Annotated in this window: 17 protein-coding genes and 1 pseudogene; 6 read left to right on the top strand and 12 right to left on the bottom strand. The window is 41.2% G+C overall.

Annotation, left to right across the window (positions count from 1 at the left end; translation table 11 throughout):
* Positions 1–89: 89 nt before the first annotated feature.
* The 3 genes and pseudogenes from B3014_RS07470 to B3014_RS07460 all read right to left on the bottom strand — a co-directional run bounded on the left by B3014_RS07470 (position 90) and on the right by B3014_RS07460 (position 2,926).
* Positions 90–1,574 carry a cytochrome P450 gene (locus B3014_RS07470; RefSeq protein WP_289243389.1) on the bottom strand — a complete coding sequence of 495 codons (1,485 nt, stop codon included), beginning with the start codon at positions 1,572–1,574 and terminating at the stop codon, positions 90–92.
* A gap of 62 nt (positions 1,575–1,636) precedes the next feature.
* Positions 1,637–1,831 (bottom strand): hypothetical protein, encoded by a 195-nt coding sequence (locus tag B3014_RS07465; protein ID WP_289243388.1) that lies wholly within the window; start codon positions 1,829–1,831, stop codon positions 1,637–1,639.
* A gap of 103 nt (positions 1,832–1,934) precedes the next feature.
* Positions 1,935–2,926, bottom strand: a pseudogene (locus B3014_RS07460) (DNA topoisomerase IB).
* Between the two features lie 313 nt (positions 2,927–3,239).
* Here B3014_RS07460 and drt3a point away from each other — a divergent pair.
* Positions 3,240–4,493, top strand: coding sequence for an antiviral reverse transcriptase Drt3a (gene drt3a / locus B3014_RS07455; RefSeq protein WP_289243387.1), 1,254 nt, complete (start codon positions 3,240–3,242; stop codon positions 4,491–4,493).
* On the top strand, positions 4,493–6,490 hold the full coding sequence (gene drt3b / locus B3014_RS07450; RefSeq protein ID WP_289243386.1) for an antiviral reverse transcriptase Drt3b: 1,998 nt from the start codon (positions 4,493–4,495) through the stop codon (positions 6,488–6,490). Before drt3a ends, drt3b begins: the two co-directional genes overlap by 1 nt.
* A 158-nt stretch (positions 6,491–6,648) precedes the next feature.
* Here the strand turns inward: drt3b and B3014_RS07445 are convergent, their stop codons facing one another.
* Complete coding sequence (locus tag B3014_RS07445) at positions 6,649–9,735, bottom strand: HD domain-containing phosphohydrolase (RefSeq protein ID WP_289243385.1); 3,087 nt, start codon at positions 9,733–9,735, stop codon at positions 6,649–6,651.
* A 355-nt stretch (positions 9,736–10,090) separates the two neighbouring features.
* Between B3014_RS07445 and B3014_RS07440 the strand changes: the two genes are divergently transcribed.
* The gene (locus B3014_RS07440; RefSeq protein ID WP_289243384.1) at positions 10,091–11,101 is read left to right on the top strand and encodes an HlyD family secretion protein; all 1,011 of its coding nucleotides are present in this window, start codon (positions 10,091–10,093) and stop codon (positions 11,099–11,101) included.
* Positions 11,094–12,620 carry a DHA2 family efflux MFS transporter permease subunit gene (locus tag B3014_RS07435; RefSeq protein ID WP_289243383.1) on the top strand — a complete coding sequence of 509 codons (1,527 nt, stop codon included), beginning with the start codon at positions 11,094–11,096 and terminating at the stop codon, positions 12,618–12,620. Before B3014_RS07440 ends, B3014_RS07435 begins: the two co-directional genes overlap by 8 nt.
* Before the next feature lie 85 nt (positions 12,621–12,705).
* On the opposite strand, the gene B3014_RS07430 is transcribed toward B3014_RS07435, so the two are convergent.
* The 6 genes from B3014_RS07430 to B3014_RS07405 all read right to left on the bottom strand — a co-directional run bounded on the left by B3014_RS07430 (position 12,706) and on the right by B3014_RS07405 (position 18,577).
* On the bottom strand, positions 12,706–14,115 hold the full coding sequence (locus tag B3014_RS07430; protein WP_289243382.1) for an NAD-dependent succinate-semialdehyde dehydrogenase: 1,410 nt from the start codon (positions 14,113–14,115) through the stop codon (positions 12,706–12,708).
* A gap of 51 nt (positions 14,116–14,166) precedes the next feature.
* Entirely contained in the window at positions 14,167–15,255 is a 1,089-nt protein-coding gene (locus B3014_RS07425) for an alkene reductase (protein ID WP_289243381.1), read from the bottom strand.
* A 199-nt stretch (positions 15,256–15,454) separates the two neighbouring features.
* Positions 15,455–16,684: an organoarsenical effux MFS transporter ArsJ gene (arsJ, locus tag B3014_RS07420; protein WP_289243380.1), complete on the bottom strand. Its 1,230-nt coding sequence runs from the start codon at positions 16,682–16,684 to the stop codon at positions 15,455–15,457.
* A gap of 6 nt (positions 16,685–16,690) precedes the next feature.
* A complete protein-coding gene (locus B3014_RS07415) occupies positions 16,691–17,701 on the bottom strand; it encodes an ArsJ-associated glyceraldehyde-3-phosphate dehydrogenase (RefSeq protein WP_289243379.1) in 1,011 nt (336 codons plus the stop codon).
* 2 nt (positions 17,702–17,703) lie between these two features.
* A complete protein-coding gene (locus B3014_RS07410) occupies positions 17,704–18,207 on the bottom strand; it encodes a tyrosine-protein phosphatase (protein WP_289243378.1) in 504 nt (167 codons plus the stop codon).
* A 22-nt stretch (positions 18,208–18,229) separates the two neighbouring features.
* Entirely contained in the window at positions 18,230–18,577 is a 348-nt protein-coding gene (locus B3014_RS07405; RefSeq protein ID WP_289243377.1) for a metalloregulator ArsR/SmtB family transcription factor, read from the bottom strand.
* 689 nt (positions 18,578–19,266) lie between these two features.
* On the opposite strand from B3014_RS07405, the gene B3014_RS07400 reads away from it, so the two are divergent.
* Positions 19,267–19,731, top strand: coding sequence for a pyridoxamine 5'-phosphate oxidase family protein (locus B3014_RS07400; protein WP_289243376.1), 465 nt, complete (start codon positions 19,267–19,269; stop codon positions 19,729–19,731).
* 105 nt (positions 19,732–19,836) lie between these two features.
* On the opposite strand, the gene B3014_RS07395 is transcribed toward B3014_RS07400, so the two are convergent.
* Positions 19,837–20,334, bottom strand: a complete 498-nt coding sequence (locus B3014_RS07395; RefSeq protein ID WP_289243375.1) for a hypothetical protein — start codon at positions 20,332–20,334, stop codon at positions 19,837–19,839.
* The gene (locus tag B3014_RS07390) at positions 20,331–20,702 is read right to left on the bottom strand and encodes a YidH family protein (protein WP_289243374.1); all 372 of its coding nucleotides are present in this window, start codon (positions 20,700–20,702) and stop codon (positions 20,331–20,333) included. Before B3014_RS07390 ends, B3014_RS07395 begins: the two co-directional genes overlap by 4 nt.
* 228 nt (positions 20,703–20,930) lie before the next feature.
* Between B3014_RS07390 and B3014_RS07385 the strand changes: the two genes are divergently transcribed.
* Entirely contained in the window at positions 20,931–21,185 is a 255-nt protein-coding gene (locus B3014_RS07385; protein WP_286304146.1) for a hypothetical protein, read from the top strand.
* The last annotated feature ends 102 nt before the right edge of the window (positions 21,186–21,287 follow it).

Genomic DNA, 21,287 nt, shown 5'->3' with positions numbered 1-21,287 from the left:
GACATTCGGCCACGATTGGGTCAGGTTAATCTTAATAGTCTTAATCTGGTCCAAATATCCTAGGTTATCAAGATCGTGGTCTATAAGCGTTATCGCAGTTCGAGATCCATTAAAGTCCCATCACCTGGTTTGGTTGTAACTCCAGCCCGCACTCCAGATGCATTATTAACAGCTTTAAATTTGAATACCTTGATAAAGGCGCCGACTACTAGCCCCACCTCTAATTGACCAAGAAATTGCCCCGGGCATACACGAGCTCCTAAACCAAATCCAAAATGGGTTAAATTTTTACGCGTTATCCCTCGACGCGTCAGCTCATCCCAGCGTAAAGGTGAAAAAACGTCTGCCGGATATCCAGAAACCTCTTTACCCCAAAAAGCTTCGTTGCGGTTTGCATTCCAAATATCCAGTCGGATGGTGGTATTTTTGGGAATCATGATTTTTCTTGTATCGTCTAATTTAAGCCAAGTATCGGCCGTAGCTTTCCGGGGAAAAAAATAAAGTGAGGGGGTTAAACGTAAGGTTTCATTCAAACACTGATTAAGCAATTTTGCTTCGGTTAAGCTTTCAGGATCGTAAACATCAATGTCTTTTACTTCGTTATATATCTTCTCTTGCAACTCAGGTTGTCGTGACAAATGAGATAACGTCCAAGTCGCAAACGATGAAGTCGCTTCTAAAGCCCCGGCTAGAAATACTCTGATATTGCTCCGCAATGCCTCTTCATCTTCAACTTTATCAATGAAGTTTTTCCAATGTCCTGACTTTTCGCCTCTGCCAGAAAGTGCAATGTCAGTTAAGTCCTCAAGGGCTTCCCTCCAACGCTTTACATCAGCTCCTTTTCCCGTAATAAATTGATGAATAGCCGACAGGTTAGGTGCCACGGTATTAGTAATCATGTAATCAATTAACGAAAGTAACGCAGGGACATACCGTTCGCGTAACTCCTTATAGTCAACCGAACCACCAAAGAAATTATTCACTAACATTTCCAACATGATAGGTTGAATTTCCTGCTCAATTTCGACGCGAGAAATGTTTTTCTTACTCACCTTCTGCGCATCACGTAAAACGATTAATCGTTTCTCTATCGTTTTACGAAACGTTTTCTCAAACTCATGAAACTCTTCAGGTTGGAACAGAGAGCCTTTTCCAAAAGGCCCCGCTGACATCTGTTTTTGTTTTCGCCATACTTTGCCGTTTGCATATAGGAGAGAATTGACTCCGGTGACACGGGCAATTCCAGTCATGGGTGTCGTATCACGATCAAATTGTCCGGACTTATCGCCTGTAGCAAGAAGAACAGCTCTAATGACGGCTGGATCACGCGTAATGAAAACCGGTGGCATACCCATCACATATAAATAGCGGTTATCACGCTCAAACAAATCAGGTGATTTAGCATTTGTATAAAAAGCATCGAAGAGTGCCAAAGGCGTTTTATAGTTCAAAAGATGAGGAAAAGGGAGACATGGCCGCCCTCTTTCAAATAAATATACACGTGACGGTAAAACATCACCCTTAAATGGATTAATATCCATGATTTGCTGCCAGATATTTTTAAATAAACACATTTAATTACCTTGATCAAAAATGCAATGAGGTCTACTTCTAATTGCAGTGTTAATGAGGAAATTCAAGAACCAATACGGTCAGAGTGTTTGATTTTTATAGGATGAATTTTTACTTCAAACCGCTTGGAGAAGTCTTTGAACTTAACTAAATAGACTGAGCCATCTTCATCAGAAAAGAAAACAGCTTGATGGAAATTGTCACGTTGAATGAGATATTGTGGACAATCTTTTTTGAATAATCTTGGTAATCTGGCCATGAGCAATCCTTGCTTAAATGACGATTAAAATTAATTTAATCTATATGTATAAAATCAAACGATATGATTCTATTGATTCCTTATCTACGTTGATTCTAATGGATCAAGACTTTTGCTTTAAACTCTCTCTTAGCATGCACAACACACTTAATTCTTCTTCCGACAAATTTTGATTGTCTTTTATCAAGTGTTTCACTTGATCTAAGAAATAATGTGCTGTTTTACCTTCAATGTAATTATCAATGACTCTGGGATCAATATAAGCACTTTTTGCAACAGCTGGAGTATTACCCAGCTGCTCCGAAACGCTGACGACCACGGATTTAATATTCTTATCAAGCGATGCTTGGTCTTCTTTGCTGACTGTGCCGAGTTCATCAAAAGCCAATGCAGCGATCATAGTACCTGCCCATGTCCTGAAATCTTTCGCTGAAAATTCCTCGCCCATACACTCATGAATGAAATCGTTAAGCTCACTGGCTTCGACTTCTTTTTTATTGTTATTTTCATCATAGTATTTGAACAGACGATAACCGGGAATATCGTCTAAGTTTTTAATAGCATTGGCTAATTTTTTATCTTCGACATGACGTTCTTGTTCCTGACCAGATTTACCCAGATACGAAAATATAATTTCGTCGTCATTAATTTCTACATGTTTTTTCGTAACGTGGTTAAACCATACGTATTGTTTTCTTCCGTGTATCTAGGGCTACCGGGTCGAAAATACGCTTGATCCATTAGACGCAGCATGGTGGATAAGACTTTTTCTCTTGACATCTTACGTTTTCGTAAATGTTGGCCTGTAACACGCCGCATATGCTCTAACTGCTCAGCAAACCGAATGATACGATCGAATTTTTCTTGGTTATGTTTTTCTTGAATATCTGGATTGTAAATATATTGTTTTCTATTTTTAGCATCCCTTCCTGTCGCTAAGATATCGGCTTCTTTATCCTCAGATATTTCAACATCAGTCCATGCCGGCGGTATGACCAAGCTGGCGAACCACTCTCTTATGGATTTATCTTTTACCGTTTTATTCTGTTCATCAGTGTAGGTAAAACCCGTGCCATGTTTTCTTCTGTAGTACATATTCGTTATTTTCAATCAAATAGTCAGGGGATAGACCGTCTTTCACAAAGTCAAAAAATGCCATTAATTCAATCGCTTTTTTTCGACTTCAGGTATATAGGCCAGTGTAAGAAGAGCTTACTTTCGCTAATCGGCCTCGTTTAGTCAGGCTCATCTTAATAGTTTTTAACCTGCCCCCAAATAACCTTGAGCAATACTTGCTTAATAATCTATCTGGGTAAAATCAAACGATCTGACCCTATTGATTTTTAGTTAACTATAATAACTTATGATATTGTTGTAAGTATCAACAACTTACCTGAGAGAGGGGTAAATGGAACTTAGTTACGTTAGTAGGAATCTCCGTAAAACAATCTCATTTAAAGACATAGTTTCAAATCCTTTTCTTGATAATGAAACCAAAAGAGTAAACTTATCGACCCAAGCGGCGACGCTCACTAATCAATCGGATGTTTTTAATAACTCTCTAAAAAAAATATCTATCAAATCAAAAGATGCCTATCAACCAAAAACTATCGAAATAGCCATAATACTTAAACTCTTATCATCAAACCTTAGGCGAGTGCATAATATTTCGCCGAGCAGCAGGGTTCAAATAGTGTCAACTCTAATTGCTTTTCTGAAAGAATCCTCCCCTTACAGTATTCACCGATTTGATATAAAAAACTTTTATGAAAGTATCGACACATCAAAGATTGTTCATAAGTTAAAAAAACAGGGCAAAGTTTCAAAAAAAAGCAGAAACCTCGTCGAGGCTTATTTAACGGCTCTCAATCATGAAGGAGTCTCAGGCTTAGCCAGAGGTCTAAGCCTGAGTGCTACCCTATCAGAATATGTTCTGGAAGATTTGGATAGGAAAATAAGGGCATTAGAAAATATTTTTTTCTACGCTAGATTTGTCGATGACCTTGTACTGATAACAGAAATTGGATTTAACAAAGAAGAGTTGAAGAGCTTGATTAATAGTGTTCTTCCAGAATCATTAGAACTTCACACAGCAGGAAAAAAGATTTTCCACGGGAAAGCTATTAAACCAACCGATAGTAAGACAACGCCTATCAATTCATTTGAATATCTTGGATATAAATTTGTTATTTCAAACAAAAATCATCCGAAAGAAAAATTTATAGACATTAAAAGAAGGGATATAGAAATTGATATCTCAGAAGACAAACTCGATAAATTAAGAAAACGTCTGATTAAATCATTCACAAGCTATATATGTTCTACAAAGAATCCATCAGACTATGAATTACTTCAAAAACGTATCAAGTTTCTCACTGGGAATTATGAGTTAGACAGGAACCTCAAAACCGGAAAAATCAAATCAGGAATTTATTACAACTATTCTCTCGTTAATACGTCTAAAGGACTAAATAAATTAGATAACTTTCTAAAAGGTCTTTTATTTTCAAAAAAACATAAATTATCAAGAAGAATCCAACAACATATATCTCTAATTAAAAGACGAGAACTAGCAAACTTTAGTTTCACAAAAGGCCATAATAAGAAAAGATTTCATACCTTTACTTACTTGGATCTTAAAGAAATCAAAAAGGTTTGGTAATGAAAACATTCAGCAGAAATATAAAGCTTAATGATTACAATAGAATTTTATTATCAGACACCGCACCATTCGATGTACCAATCATTTTTAGTAATAATTCTTTTTATAAAAAAATCGAAGTCCTTGAAAATAAATCAGCTTTTTTAAGATCGACTTTTGACTATCTGTTTACTCCCAGAAAGTTAGATAAATATACAATTCCTATGCGGTACAAAATTAGAAAATCTGATTTTAACTATCGCCATATGGGCCTGCTGCATCCATCCAGTCAATTGATGATTCTAGAATTCTATAAATCTTTCTCACATCAAATTATTCATTATTGCTCTCAGAGTACTTATAGTATTCGAAGACCAAAAAAAGTTGCCTCATTTTTTTTCGTAAGAAATGCCATAGAAAATAATCATAATTTGCGCACAGGAGCTGCTGAGAGTGTTAGTGATGAAAACAAATACCGTCATGCAACCTCTTACTTTAGTTATGATCGATACACCCGTCTTTATCAATTTTTCGAGAGTGAAGAATATTTAAATCTAGAGACTAAATACACTGATTTCTGGTCATTAGATATTTCAAAATGTTTTGAAAGTATTTATACCCACTCAATAGAGTGGGCAACAAAATCTAAATTTATATCGAAGGATTTCAATGTCAAAGATTCTTTTGGAGCCATTTTTGACAAACTGATGCAGAAATCAAATTACAACGAAACCAACGGCATCATCATTGGTAATGAGTTTAGTCGAATTTTTGCTGAAGTGATTCTGCAAGCAGTGGATCGCAAAACCCTTGAGATGCTGGAAAAGATTGGCATTAGAGAAAATGAAGATTACGATATCAGAAGATATGTAGATGATTACTTCATTTTTGCAAACAGTGGAGATACAGCACAGAAAGTTACAAATATTCTAGAAGATAACTTAAGACAATATAAGTTACACCTTAATAGTAATAAAACTAAGAAGTTAACTAAACCATTCATTACCAAGATTACGAAATCAAAAATAGAGACTTCAAAAGCTATAGATGAACTTTATAATATACTTTTCAGCTACGAAGATAAAAAAATAAAAATAAACCCAAAACGAATTAGACGTAATCATCATGTAATCAAATCATTTTTAAATAGAATAAAAGCTGCATGTAGTGATGATATAGATTCATATAATGTAATGACTGGTTATGTTCTTTCAGCATTTTTAAACAATGTGAAAAAGATAACTGATTCGATTACTGATGAGAATCGTTCTAACTTCTCATCATCAAAAAACGCTTTTGTTATTATCCTTCGCATTGCATTTCATTTATTTAGTGTCAACCCATCCAACTCAAACAGCATAAAACTCAGCTCACTGATGTATCTTTCTTTTGTTTTTTTTGAAAAAAACTTCAAAGAAGAAGATGAGACAATTAAACTCTTAATTAACTCATTTATTAAAGATTTTTTTTCAAGTGGAAAATGTAAACAGTTATTAGATAATTCATATAATTACTTTTCGATTGAATTTGCTAATTTACTTTTTGTATCGAGAAACATGGGAACTGATTTTCTTCTCACTCCAAAACAAATCGACCAGATATTTGACTTGGATGCTATTGAATCAAAGAACACTAGCTTTGCTAAAGAGGAAGAGAATTCAGATTATTTCAGGTTAATGGCTTTTTTGTATTATGTAGGTGACGAACAGGAATACAACAGATTGAAAGAAAGGGCGGTTAAGCTCATAAATCAAAGGCTATCCAATTTAAGTGCAATTACTAAAGATGCAAAACTGAGTTATTTAGCCTTAGACTCTATAGCATGTCCTTATATTGATGAAAAAGTTCGAACAAAGTGGGCATGTAGACTATTCAAAGAAGTCTTCGGTAAAGAGATTCCTCTCTCAGATAAAAGTTCATTCTTCAAAGCAATTTCAGAAGAAGAATGGTTTATTTCATGGAAACACCCAGAGCTATGGAATTTGCTAGAAAAAAAAGAATTGCACTTCGACTATTAATAAAATAGCATCATATCTGTTACTTGAGCTGTAGCGTTTTAGCCATTAGTTTTAATTGGCGCGACTTGATAAAAGTTTCTCATCAGTCTCTGATGATGGTGCTTCGGCACACACACCTTACGTGCAGCTCAAGTAACCTCAATCGAACCTATAAAAAACTATAAATACTTATTCACCATCACTTCATCAATCTGCTCAGGTGCCAGGAATTTTTCGGCATAGACTTTGTAAGTTTCGGTGGTCAGGAATAAATCAAACACGTCTGCATCGATATGTTCGTCTGCTACCATTTTGGCCATAATATCAATGGCTTCACTGACTGTTTTGGCTTTTTTGTATGGTCTGTCTGCTGCGGTAAGTGCTTCAAAGATATCGGCTAATACCATAATACGTTCGGGTATCGAGAGTTGGTCTTTGCTGAGTTTTCTGGGGTAGCCGGTGCCGTCCATTTTTTCATGATGAGTGGAGGCATATCGAGGTACAAGGGACAGTTCTTCTGGGAATGGTAAGGCGTCCAGCATACGAATAGTGCTGATAATATGTTCGTTGATTTTAAAGCGGTCTTCTGAGGTGAGTGTTCCCCGTTCTATTTTGAGGTTATAGAGTTCGCCCTGATTATAAAGATGCTCAGGTATCGCCATTTTGATGCCCAGATGTGGCTCAAAACCGGTTCCATCATCACGAGGAATAATATGCTCAGGCTTATCTGACAATAAGGTCTCTTCACAGGGGAGGTTATTTTCTAGTGTTGTGAGGCGGTCTTCATCAGCGGGTGATAAACCTAATCTATCGCTGAAATGTCGTATCCATGTGATCTGAGCAATTTCATCGAGACGTGCTTTTTTATCCTCACTTAATGCTTCGCCTCCTACATTCATGGCTGCCACAAAAGCAAAGTCATCTCTCAGTTGTTGTTGCGTGCTGTCGAGTTCAGCTTGATGCTGTGCCTGGTTGTCAGGTGATTGCGTCATGTTTTGCCAATAAGTGATCTCAGCATCACGCCACAGCACTTCAAAGCGAGTGCGTATTTCATGAATACGGTTGTAGATGGTTTCGAGTTTGCTGCCTTTATCGACGATATGTTCTGGTGTGGTTATCTTGCCGCAGTCATGTAACCATGCCCCAACTTTGAATTCACGCCACTCATCTTCAGAATGAAAACGAAAGTCACGGAAAGCCGGGGCGAGAGAGCCTTCCGCCTGTTCTGCCAGCATGAAAGCCAGCTCTGGTACACGTTCACAATGGCTGGCCGTGTAATGTGATTTATCGTCGATGGCCTGAGCAATCAGCTGGATAAATGAGTCCATCAATTTATCCTGATTGGTTTCATGCTGACGAATAGCTGCCACCATGTCTTCCATGGAGTGTCCTAGCTCATCTATCTCTCGAATAAAGCTATCAGGAATGAATAAGTCTTCAAATTGACGTTCACGTATTTTCTGATTTTCTTCAGCTAACTTTTTAATCGGCGTCACAATAGGTGAGGCAAATAACCATGGTGCCGGTAGGAGTAACAGCAAAAAGCCAATCGACATAAGCAGTGAGAGCGTCACTTTTTCCTGAGCCCCACTGAGTACTTCTTTAACGGGTATGGCAATACCTAAATAATCATTTCTCCCACCGTAACTGCCAAACGGCGAAACATAGACATAGTTCGCTTCACCGTTTAAATTCGCTTTTTTTAACTGACGCTGATTATTTTCCTCACGCGCGTAATCCAATAAGGGTGAATAAGGCACGCTTAACAAACCCTGCTGTTTACTGAGAAACCACTTATGTGCCATCGCTGTTTTTTGCTCATCTGACACATGGGCAATGGCTTTGTTGATAATGGGTAACAGGGCTTTATTTTTATCTGAAATAAGCATTTTCAAATCAGTCGGAAATGGCGTAGGAGAAAACGCAATATCATCATGATATTGCACATCCTGATAGAAAAAACGTTCACCAACATAATGAAGAATCTCTGTGACATCCAATCCAGCATCCGCCTCCCCCTTACTCACCGCTTCAAACACTGTTCGGGTAGAAGACACTTCTTGAATCTTTATTTCTGGAAAGGCCTGCTTTATGACCTGAATAATAGACCAGCCTTGAGGGATAGCAACGGTTTTGCCTGTCATTTGCTCAAGGTGAGATATAGTTGGAATACCGCTTTTGGTCACCAGTGAATAGGGCAAATGCACATATGGGTCAGTGAATGTACCGGAGTATAGCGGCTTATCGATATCAAACACCGACTGCAAAATATCAATCTGCCCGGCTTCATATTGTGTCACCAGCTCTTTCCATGAGAAGCCATTGATATAGTCAAATTTAAGCCCAGTCATATCAGCGATAACGCCGAGATAATCAATGCTATAGCCTTTAGGACGACCTGAGCTTGAAAAGTCGATGGGCGCCCAGTCCATTTCATTAGAGACTTTTAAACGGGCAGATGAGGCTATCAGTGCTTTTTCTTCTTCCGTTAAATCCATTGGTGTACGTGTTTCAGGAATCACAATAGCTTCATTATTCGGCAAGTTAGAGGCTAATAATTCACCTGTAGAGCGGTATAAAAAAACATGCCCAAAATCACTCAGCTCGTGCTGGCTCAGATAATCTGACATTGAACTCAACGCAATATCTACAGCTATCACCGCACCATTACTTAACTTTTTAGAATAGGTCTGGCCGGGTGCTTGTATGTTGTGAAATAAGTAGGGGTCTGTTTTGTTGATGCTATTTTCGTCTGCATTCACAAACCAAGGGCGAATAATGGACACATAATTACTGGGTTCACTGCGTTCTAGTCTGAGCTTAAAGTCACTGGAGTAATATTCAAATGTGCGTTTACGATCGACGCCATCACCACTAATCGTGACGACAAGCCATCTATCCTCAGGTTCGGCGTTGAGTTGTTTGCGAACTTCCTCGCCGCTGTTCAGATTAATGACTTCATAGAAATCACCATTAGGTAAACCGAGGTAAATCGCATAAAGCATGTCGCGGTTAAGCATCAGAGACGAAAAAATACCACGTGCATTCTGGCTAACCGTATTGCCATTCATCAGGTCAGGATAACTCGCGAGAATCCGCGTTGTTTCCACGGCCTGGCTATCGATGGTATTGAGTAGTTGGCTGGTTTTATCTGCCAGATAATTGAAGCGTTCAGTAGCAGCATCGGTTGCCATCTGCTGCATAAAATAATATTGCAGTGTCAGCGCTGCAAAAGCAGTAATGAACGTGGCGATGATAAACGTCATTACCACCGTAAGGCGTATTGTAAGCCGAAATGTAAAGCGATACTTTCTGTGTTCTGTCATTTGCAGTGTCCGTATTGCTAAATGCTGAAACCACATTAAATTAACGATGTTTATCGCTACATTGTTAACTTAAAAACTTGACTATACACCTTAAGCCATCGGCAGAAATACGAAATTAATGAATAATAAGATCCAATAAACAGTTTTTTATTACCGACTCAATTTGCCCTGCCAAGCAGAAAGAATATTTTGGCTTGTTTATCCCATTATTCAGGCATGGTTAAGCTGAACTCCTTCACTATATATATCTCCCTGTTGACGTCATAGCAGATAGAAAAATAAAAAAGGACACCGCATGAAATGGGCTAAGTTGGGCTTACTGAGTATCTGCCTTATAGGGATTATTGTTGGACTTGGCCTGTGGTGGCAGCATCAGAAAGTTTACCCCTCAACCGATGATGCCTATGTTCAAGCCAATATTCTGACTGTTTCACCACAAGTGACTGGCCGGGTAACCGAGTTAAATGTTACTGAAAATGACTTTGTTAAGGCCGGTGACATACTCCTTAAAATTGATGATAGTGATCTGCAAAGTGCTGTTGATGAAGCCACCTCAGAGCTTGAGAAAACAATTCAGAAACACATGATGGCGGGTTCGGATGTCAGTAAAGCCATCGCCAATCTGAACGCAGTACAAGCCACACTTGGGGATGCAGAACTCGAATTTGAACGTCAGCAAACGCTGTATGAACGCCGAATAATTCCTAAATCCACCTTAGATAAAACCCGAGCTAACCTCGACAAACTCAAAGCAGATAGAGATAGCGCCAGAGCAGCACTGAACACGGCACAAACTCAACTGGGTGGAGAAACCGATCATGATCCTGCGGTTCGCGCCGCGCGTGCTGCATTAAAACGAGCACAAATTGCACTCAGTTATGCGGTGGTCTACGCCCCGGCTGATGGCTGGATTGCGAATCTGTCTCTACGTCCGGGCGACGTAATAACGACAGGTCAATCTCTATTCTCCATCGTTGAGAAAAATGACTGGTGGGTCACGGCTAATTTTAAGGAAACCGCCCTCTCACGGATTCGACAAGGACAACCCGCCAGCATTAGCGTTGATATGTATCCAGATATGACATTAACAGGAACCGTCGCCAGTTTAGGTATGGGTTCAGGCGCTATTTTTTCACTGCTCCCACCTGAGAATGCCACCGGAAACTGGGTGCATGTGACACAGCGTTTCCCTGTCCGGATTCACTTGGACTATCAGCCTAGCCCAGAACAAGAGCAGCATTTACGGGCGGGATCCAGTGTCACTGCCACAGTGGATACAACAGAATTAGATACAGCTAATGACTGAGAGCGAAAACCAGCCTGTTCACTGGTTAATCGTCTTTGCGGTGGTGCTCACGGCTGTACTTGAAGTGCTTGATACCACCATCGTTAATGTCGCTTTACCTCACATTAAAGCGGCATTTGGCATCACCAGTGATCAAACCGTTTGGATCGTCACTAGCTACATTGTTGCCTCGATTGCCGTCATGCCTCTCACAGGCTTGTTATCACGTAAGTTTGGCCGTCGTCGGTTAATTATCTCTGCCATTGTGGGGTTCGCGTTTTTCTCAGCATTGGGCGGCATGGCACAAACCTTCGAAATGCTGGTGTTTTTCCGTTTAGGTCAGGGCTTTTTTGGCGCCTTTCTCATCCCCTTATCTCAAGCCATATTATTTACCAGCTTTCCAAGAGAGAAACGCGGTCAGGCTATGGCGATATTTGGTTTAGGTGTGATTGTCGCTCCTGTACTCGGCCCCACCATCGGTGCGATTTTAACTGAGCATTTTTCCTGGCGTGCAGTGTTTTACGTCAATATGCCGATTGCCTTTATTGCTTTATTAATGGTCAGTGGCGAACTCAAAAAAGAAGAGACACAAGCGGTTGATATTGACTGGGTGGGGCTATTGTTAATGGTCACGGCTATAGGTGCCTTACAAATGACCCTGGACTTAGGCGAAAGTCATGATTGGTTCGATTCTCACCTGATTCAGGTGACCGCCATTGTCTCAGCTGTCACCGGCTTTATTTTCTTTGTGCGTGGCATGGGGCGTAATCTGAATATCATCGATTTTTCACTACTGAAAGATAGAAGCTTTGCCGCGGGCAATGTCGCCATCGTTGGTTTTGGTATCTCCATGTTTGGGGCCATTGCTATTTTGCCTTTATTTGTTCAGGGACTATTGGATTACCCTGTGCTGGAATCAGGCCAATTATTTATTCCACGTGGTATTGCGGCTGGTTTTTCTATGGTGGTGACCGGCTCATTTCTAGTAAACCGGTTTGATCCACGGATGTTATTAGCCATCGGTTTGATTCTCACGGGTACGGGGAATGTCATGCTGGCTAACTTGAACCTTGACGTGAGTTTTTGGCAGCTTGCCTGGCCGGGAGTTATCTCAGGGTTAGGTATGGGGCTGTTTTTCGTGCCTATGTCGACACTGGCTTTCCAGAATATTTCCTCAGAAAAACAAGATGAAGCTTCTGGCATATATAGTGTGATGCGTTCGCTTGGTTCATCAGTCGGTATCGCCATTATTGGCTGGCAACTTGCTCGCAGAACCAATCTTCACTATGCCATTCTGACAGAGCAGATCACGCCTTTTAACCCAGCTGTCTCTCAGTATTTAGCACCTTTAGGCTTGTCACCTGACACAGGGATGGGGGCCAAGGTTTTAGCGAATGAAGTCATGGCTCAAGCCTCAATGCTAGCGTTTCAGGATGCCTTTATTCTGTCGGGACTCGCGGCATTTGCCATGTTACCGATGGTGCTGTTAATTCAAAAACCTGCAAAATCAGAGGTGGGTTCGCCAGCCACTGTGCATTAACTCAAACAACATCGTGTGATAAAAAAATCCCGGACCAACAAGCTGGTCCGGGATTCATTTCTTTCAATGTAATGCAGTCAGTGGTTTATGCAACAAATAACGACTTCGCATTCACAAATTCTTTTATACCAAAGCCTCCGTGCTCACGACCATAGCCACTTTCTTTTACACCACCGAAAGGCATATTGGCTTGAGGACCAGCGTAACCATTAATGTTCACCATGCCCGTATCGAGTTGTTCACGGGCAATACGAATAGCACGCTCCTCATCTTTAGAGAAAATGCCGCCACCAAGTCCATATCGGTGGTCATTAGCAAGCTCAATGGCTTCAGCTTCATCAGCGACTTTGAATAACGCAGCCACCGGGCCAAATAACTCATCGTCATACGCCGGACTGCCAGCTTGGATGTTTTCCAATACCGTGGCTGGGTAATAGGCACCTTTTTGGTCAGGTACTTCACCACCACATAAGCATGTGGCCCCTTTCATCACCGACTCCTGAACCTGCTGATGCAGCTTGTCACGCAGATCAACACGTGCCAATGGTCCCATATCATGATCACTATTGGTTGGGTCACCAAAGGTCAGCTGTTTCATTGCCGCGACATATTTATCTCTGAACTCTTCATAGACAGGGGCTTCAATAATAAACCGTTTCGCTGCAATACAGGTTTGACCACTATTCATGACACGTCCCTGAACACAGGTTTTGACGGCCAGATCGATATCGGCATCTTTCAGAACAATATAGGCGTCACTCCCACCCAGTTCCAGTACATTTTTCTTCAGATGCTCGCCAGAAATTTTGGCAATCAGTCGACCGATACGAGCACTACCTGTAAACGTCACACCCCGAATATGAGGATGAGCAATCAATTCATCTGCCGTTTCACCATCAACAAATAGGCAGCTGAATACGCCCTTGGGTAAACCCGCTTCTTCATAAATCTTCTGAATGGCCTCTGCTGTTTCAAAGCAGGACTCATCATGCTTAAACACTGTCGTATTACCCGCCATAATCACCGCAATGCTGTAGCGGATACATTGATAAAGGGGGAAATTCCAAGGCTGCATGCCTAAGATCACGCCTTCAGGCTGATAGGTAATAATGCCTTTCTTACCTACAGCGATGTCACGCTCTTCATCAGCCAGAGCGTCAATGCCATGCTCAGCGGTATATTCACAGATAGCAGCACACTGCTCGGCTTCACCTTCGCCTAGTGCTAAGGGTTTACCCATTTGTTTAGCCATCATTTGAGCTAATTTAGCTTTGTCACGACGGAGCAATTCAGCGATTTTTTTGATAATGCTGGCACGCTCTTCAAGTGAGGTGTCTCTCCAGTGCTGAAAGGCTTTATGAGAATCATCAATTAACGCTTCTGCTTCCTGCTTGGTATGCAGATAGTAGGTTTTATACACCTCTTCTGTGGCAGGGTTATAGCTATCAATTGTTTGACGAGAAATAGCGGTTGTTTTCAATTCTGCTTGAGTCATATTTTATCCTCTTTGATAGTAAGAAAATTCGCGTTGATTGCAGATTGGAAATTAACGAGCATCCTCCAGAAATGGATAATCGGTGTAGCCTTCAGCACCACCACCATAGAAAGTATTTTGATCAGGCGTGTTCAGTGCAGCGCCGGCTTTGAGGCGTTCCACCAGATCCGGGTTAGCAATATATTGACGACCAAACGCTACAGCATTAGCACGTTGGCTTTTCACCGCATCCTGTGCTGTCAGCAGATTGTAGTCACCATTGGCAATGTAAAAGCCCTGCCACTGTTTGATTATCTGCTCAACGATGTATAAGTCTTCATTACTTACATCAATGCCAGGAAAACGCTCAACGATGTGGACATAAGCTAACTTATGCTCGTTAAGCTGTTTGATGAGCGCACTGTATGTAGTGAGTGGATCACTGTCACTGACATCGTTGAAAGTACCGGTAGGTGATAATCGAATACCAACGCGGCCAGCATCCATCACTTCAAGCACAGCCTCAACTACTTGATTAACCAGACGAATACGGTTCTCGACGGAACCACCATAATTATCTGTACGCTGGTTACTGCTGTCACAGATGAACTGATTCAACAGATATCCGTTGGCAGCATGAATTTCTACGCCATCAAAGCCTGCTTTGTCTGCATTACGAGCAGCTGTTTTGTATTCTTCAATCAGATTATTAATATCATCAGCGGTCATGGCTCGTGGCTCAGATACATCCACCATTTGCCCATCGACGAATGTTTCTGCTTCAGCGCGAATTGCTGATGGGGCTAAAGGTTGCTCGCCTTCAGGGAGTACCGAGTGATAACTGATTCGGCCAACATGCCAGAGTTGTAAGAAAATCTTTCCACCTTTGTCGTGAACGGCATCCGTGATTTCTTTCCATTTTGCTACTTGTTCGTCAGAGTAAATACCAGGGGTCTTGATATAGCCTTTACCCATCTTGCTGATTTGCGTGCCTTCAGCAATGATGAGACCAGCACTGGCACGTTGTGAATAGTATGTGATGGCGAGATCATTGGGGATATCCGTATCATCATGGGCTCTGTTTCGTGTTAGTGGGGCCATAAAAATGCCGTTTTTGAGTTCCACCGAGCCCATCTTCACAGGACTGAATAAGTCATTCATATACTTCCTCCTTTGTTGTCCAGATGATCAGTTTGATAACAAAGTCATCAAATAGTTCGTTGGCTAACTATAGGAGAGAAACTGTCTTTTCTATGTGAAGAGACAAACTTGAGCGTCTATAAAACGACACTCTAAAATAAAAAGTCCCTTTAATCCTTTCTCGATCACACTTCTACATTATGATGTGCGTTCTCTGATGTTAAATACTGGCACTTGTTCGTTTATGTTTGGGTAAATACAGCGATATCACGGCTGTTATGACGATAAATAAAGCAGACACCCATAAACAAAACCCTAAACCATAAGACTGGTAGAGCCAGCCTGAAAGCACCGTACCTATTAACCTGCCCATGGCATTTGCCATGTAATAAAAGCCGACATCAAGTGATACGCCGTCTTCACCTGCATAACTGACAATCAGATAACTATGCAAAGCTGAATTAATGGCAAATAAAACACCAAAGATCATCAGCCCCACTATCAGTACCAGCTCTTTATGCCAGTTATAGGTCAGTGCGACTGCGATCATTACTGGAATTAAACTTAAGGCGAGCGCCCAAAACAAGGCATCTTTGCCATCTGGAAGTCTCGTTTTAGAGCGGGTCGTTAATCTAGGTGTAAACCCTTGTACCGCACCGTAACCTATCACCCATAAAGCCAAAAAACCGCCTACATACCAGTGATCCCAACCAAAGCTGGTAGATAAATAAACGGGTAAGGCCACAACAAACCAGACATCCCGTGAACCAAATAAAAACATTCTGGCGGCAGAAAGCACGTTAACTGACTGGCTTTTAGAAAAAACATGACTAAATTTAGGCTTATTTTTAGCTCTGCCTAGCTCTTGTTTAAGAGAAAACAGACTAAATATCCAAACCATCATTAATCCAAGGGCCATCACTAAGACCGCCCCTTTAAATCCAATCAGCGTGAGCAGCCCGCCTCCGAGAAAAAAGCCCACGCCTTTTAATGCATTTTTTGACCCGGTTAACGCAGCAACCCATTTATAAAGCTGACCATTTTCCTCTTTTGGCACCAGTAACTTGATGGCACTTTTGGCACTCATTTTATTTAAGTCTTTGGCGACACCGGATAAGGCCTGTGCCGCCATGACCCAAATAACAGTTAACCATTCACTCGGCACAAGTAGCATAGATAAGGCGACAACTTGTAGCAGCAGCCCTATATTCATCGTTTTATTCAGGCCAATATGTGCGCCTAGCCACCCTCCAACGAGATTAGTGATCACCCCAAAAATCTCGTAAAACAAGAAGAGCATGGCGATCTGCAATGGGCTGTAACCCAAACTATAAAAATGCAATACCACTAACATGCGTAATGCACCGTCAGTTAAGGTAAAAGCCCAGTAGTTTGTGGTGATAATAAGATACTGGCGAATCTCGTCAGATAGCTTAGCCAAGGCTGTCATTGATGGTTACTCCGAATCCTGGCGACCGACCAAACGCACTAACTCAGCAGTACGGTTAGCATAGCCCCACTCGTTGTCATACCAGGCGTAAATCTTCACCTGCGTGTGATTGACGACCATGGTGGATAAGGCATCAACAATGCTTGAACGCGGGTCACCTTTGTAATCTATCGATACCAGAGGGCGCTGTTCATAACCTAAAATACCGTTCAGCTCTCCATCAGCCGCTTCTTTTAATAAACGGTTGACTTCATCAGCTGTTGTTGCACGCTCAACCTCAAACACACAGTCTGTTAGCGAGGCATTGGTTAGCGGCACACGTACAGCATGCCCATTAAGACGCCCTTTTAACTCAGGAAAAATTTCTGTAATCGCCGTTGCTGAACCTGTTGTTGTTGGAATCAAGCTAGTGCCACATGACCGTGCGCGACGTAAGTCTTTATGTGGTGCATCAATGATCGTCTGGGTATTGGTAATGTTATGAATGGTCGTTATAGAGCCATGTTTAATACCTAACTTATCGTGAATAACTTTGACCACAGGCGCAAGAGAGTTTGTTGTGCATGAAGCGGCTGTCACAATTTGATGGCGGTTTTTGTCATAACTATCATCATTGACACCCATCACGACATTTAAGACGCCCTCTTCCTTCACGGGCGCCGTCACAACGACACGCTTTACGCCTTGTTTCAAATAATCTTGAAGGATGGCCTTGCTTTTCATTTTGCCACTGGCTTCAATCACAACATCACAGGATGACCAGTCAGTCTCAGCGATGCTTTTATTCTGACTGCAGATGATGTTTTTACCATTGATGTGAATGACATTATCTTCAGACATCGCCTCATGATGCCAAGTACCTTGGACTGAGTCGAAGTTGAGTAAATGAGCCAATGTATCTGCATTTGCAGCAGGATCATTAATCTGAACAAACTCAATATCATCCCAATCAAATGCAGCTCTTAAAGCTAAGCGACCGATTCGACCAAACCCATTAATACCGACTTTGATTGTCATATTTAATCCTTAATTGCGTAGTATTTTTCTAAGAAATTCAGATGTGCCGTTGCTGTTAAAGCACGGGGTCTTACAGACTGAACAAGCTCCTTAACCTCTTTCCACTCCATACCCATCTCCAGTAAAAGTATGGCGGCGATCAATCCTGTTCTACCCGAACCACCACGACAATGAATAGCAATGGTCGATGTATGCTTTAACCGTTTAAGTAACTCAGTTTTGACCTGAGATAATCTCGTTAAAAAAAGAGCATCTGGAGACATATCATCTTCGATGGGTAACTGAAACCAGTGCATCCCCTTCTTCTGGATCAACATTCCCAAGTCAGGCACACCTAAATCCACAAGCTCATGATCGGGTAAAGCCGTTATGACAGATGTTGCTCCCGCATCATATAAAACGTCTAAAGCCTGTTCTATGTCAGTCTCTTTTGTGCCAGGACATGGCGTAAAAATAAATTGCCCGCCGCTTGGCAGGGGAAGAAATGTAATAGGATGTGTATTCATGATTTAACAACGTTCTTAAAAGTTATCCGCAGCAATTTTTTTGATTATCTGGACGATCAGACATTTGTTGTAATCGTTGCAGGTCCTCATCGATAAGTTGCTGATTATGTATTTGGGTGGTTGAAATGACAGATACCATCCAGAGAGGAAGGTCAGTACTGATACGATAAAACACCCACTGTCCCTGACGTCTATCCTGTATGAGCCCACATTTTCTGAGTTGAGCTAAATGCCTGGAGATTTTTGGTTGAATTTCATCTAATGCTTCTGTTAATTCACAAACACATAATTCTTCCTGTTTGAAAATCAATAAGATACAACGTAAACGGGTTTCATCGGAGAGACATTTATAAAAATCTACTGGGCTCATCACTCTATTCCAGGCTTGGACCTAATTAAGGTCAATAAACGAATTTTTAATATATGGTAATCGATATATATTTAAACAATATGACATACCAAAAATAAATGATAAAACCCAATAAATACGGCTAAAAATCAACACTAATATTGGAGCCACTCTGATATACATCATGACTTACATATGCAATATTGCATATCAATATTCGTATTCTTATATACATTACTGAATATATGGGTAGGTGGACCTAGTTGTAATTATTAAAAAGTGTTGAAAATGGCAACGTATTTCATCGATAAAAGCCCTGAGAGCTATTCAATCGTGGCCTATAGCTTGGTGTTGATACGCGCAATAGAAAATGTTCGAGACTGAATAGTTTGGAGGCTGACTGACACGCAATATCGCGCTGGGGCTCTGTATCACTTCCCATCATCAGAACGCATTATTTGTTCATAGCAGCCAGAATTAAGCTCACATAAACAATGTCATTTCTCATGTGACTTACTTCTTTGAAAAATTTAAGCATTCCTTGGAATCAAAGCCGTAGTCAGTTGTCGCACAGATCAATGCGTTGATTCATCTAAAGATAAGCTGTGTGCAAAATCAAATAACATGAATAAAAAGCATTTCACACCATACAAACATGTGCATTGCTATCTTTAGTTGAATTTGAATTTACCACTGTCAAGGAGATATAGATGAGTAACGATATTCGAAAAACCATGTGGAAAGCGATGAGTGACAGTCCTTTTCTGATGATCGGGCTGGATCACTCGCTGCAACACAGTGAACCCATGACAGCACAATTAGATGAAAATGCCGATAGTGAGTTCTGGTTTTACACGACTAAAACTAATCGAATAGCAGAAGGTGGGCCGGCGAAAGCCACATTTGTGAGTAAAGATAACAAGGTGTTTGCATCCATCCGCGGCGTATTGAAGCCAGAAACGGATGAGGCGGTGATTGATAAATACTGGTCAAAAATGGCCGCATCATGGTATGACCAAGGACGTGAGGATCCATCTCTACTTATGATGCGTTTTGAATTAGATGATGCGGAAGTCTGGATTTCAGATCCAAGCATTCAAGGCCTATTTAAACTATTCACCGATGGCAAAGTGGAGCCAGACATGATGGGTGAACATAAAAAACTCGGCCTCTAGTCTCGCGATTTTTCTGCCATATAAAAACACAAAGCCCTGCTCGCTCTGAGCAGGGCTTTTTTAATGCCACAACGCCAGGCCCACACACGCACTGGTCAAATAAAACTAATCGTAATAGATAAAAGGCTCTGCTTCATGCTCAGGCAAGTTATGAATATAATGCTTATCTGAATAAGCCGTGCACTTGAGGTCAGCCAGAAGAAGCTGGTCTTTCACCACATAAATACCGCCTAACTCCACCTTCTCTCTAATACCCGCCTCAGCGTCTAACCATTCCCCATTGGTAATGCCGGAATAGACAATATAGTCATAACGTCCATTTGAGAATCGTAAACGCCCTTCGCCACCACCACTATAGGCTGTTGAACTAAATTGCACTGGTGCGTGAAGTTCCAGCTCAATCTGATTTGGTTTGCCATAACGATAAACTAATGTGTCCTGTTTAGTGACACACACTGAAACTGATTTAGCCTTAATATCGCAGCTAAAGGAAACCGTCTCCTGTTCACCACATACATTCTCAGCACTGAGGTCGCCACATAAAAAAAGCAGTGACATGAGACCGAGGATAGTGCCCGGCCAATAAAAAGCAGCTTGTTTCATGAGCCGGCCACGTTAAATAAGGACACGGCTAAAGCCAAGCTGAGTATTGCCACAATAAGATTGGGTAATATCCCCCAACGTGCTTTATAACCTTCAGGGATTTCTGATTCGCTTAATTGTTTCAGCACGATCCCGTATTGATAGGAAGAAACGAGCGCACATACCGCCCCGAGAAGAATAAACGCCAGACCCAGAATAAATGTTGATGAGGTGGTATGTGGCGTTTGCTGTCCCTGCATGACAGCGAGTAGCAGCCCTGCTCTCTCGACAACAAAGCCAAAGGCAATCAAAGCCAGACTGGTACGGTTCCAGGCAAGCAAGGTACGTTCTGCCGCAAATAAAACTCTGGGATCATCTAAATAAGACATATCAAATCACTCATGCACTCATACTTAAAAATCAGGTCTCAACAATATCGTCTAACGACATAAATCACCACCAGTAAATTGCACACCCTACCTCGAGTTCACTTCAGACTGAGAACAGTATTTTCATACACACGCATTGTAAAAAAGGGTAAACCTAAGTGCGTAAACTTGACTCATAAACGCTATCGCGTTTCACTAAAAGACCAGCTAATTAAATAGGAGGTTGAAATGATTTCAACTGAAATTAAAGAAGCTCGGTCAATACACGATGTCGTTCAACTGATTGATAGTGGCGGCACACATCATGACTCGCCAGAAGAAGTCGCAGGCACCTATGCCTATCTCGCTGTCATTGATTCAGACCATATCAATAAAGAACATGCAAAATCTCAATTAGACGACCTGATCGAAGCCGGTGCGAAATTTGATTACGATCTGGCGCTGGAACATGCAGAGTCACACCTTATCGAAGCCCAACATTAACCCAATCAAACAAACCCTGTGAACGCGTAATACATAGCGTCATGGGGTTTGTTTTTATTGTCTTCTCACTTTCCCCTCATGTGCGGTAATGGTCTTACAAGA

Source organism: Methylophaga sp. UBA678 (assembly GCF_002299105.1).
In the GTDB taxonomy this organism is placed as follows: domain Bacteria; phylum Pseudomonadota; class Gammaproteobacteria; order Nitrosococcales; family Methylophagaceae; genus Methylophaga; species Methylophaga marina.
The sequence above is the reverse complement of the archived record's forward strand: the minus strand, read 5'-3'. Positions and strand labels throughout refer to the sequence as shown.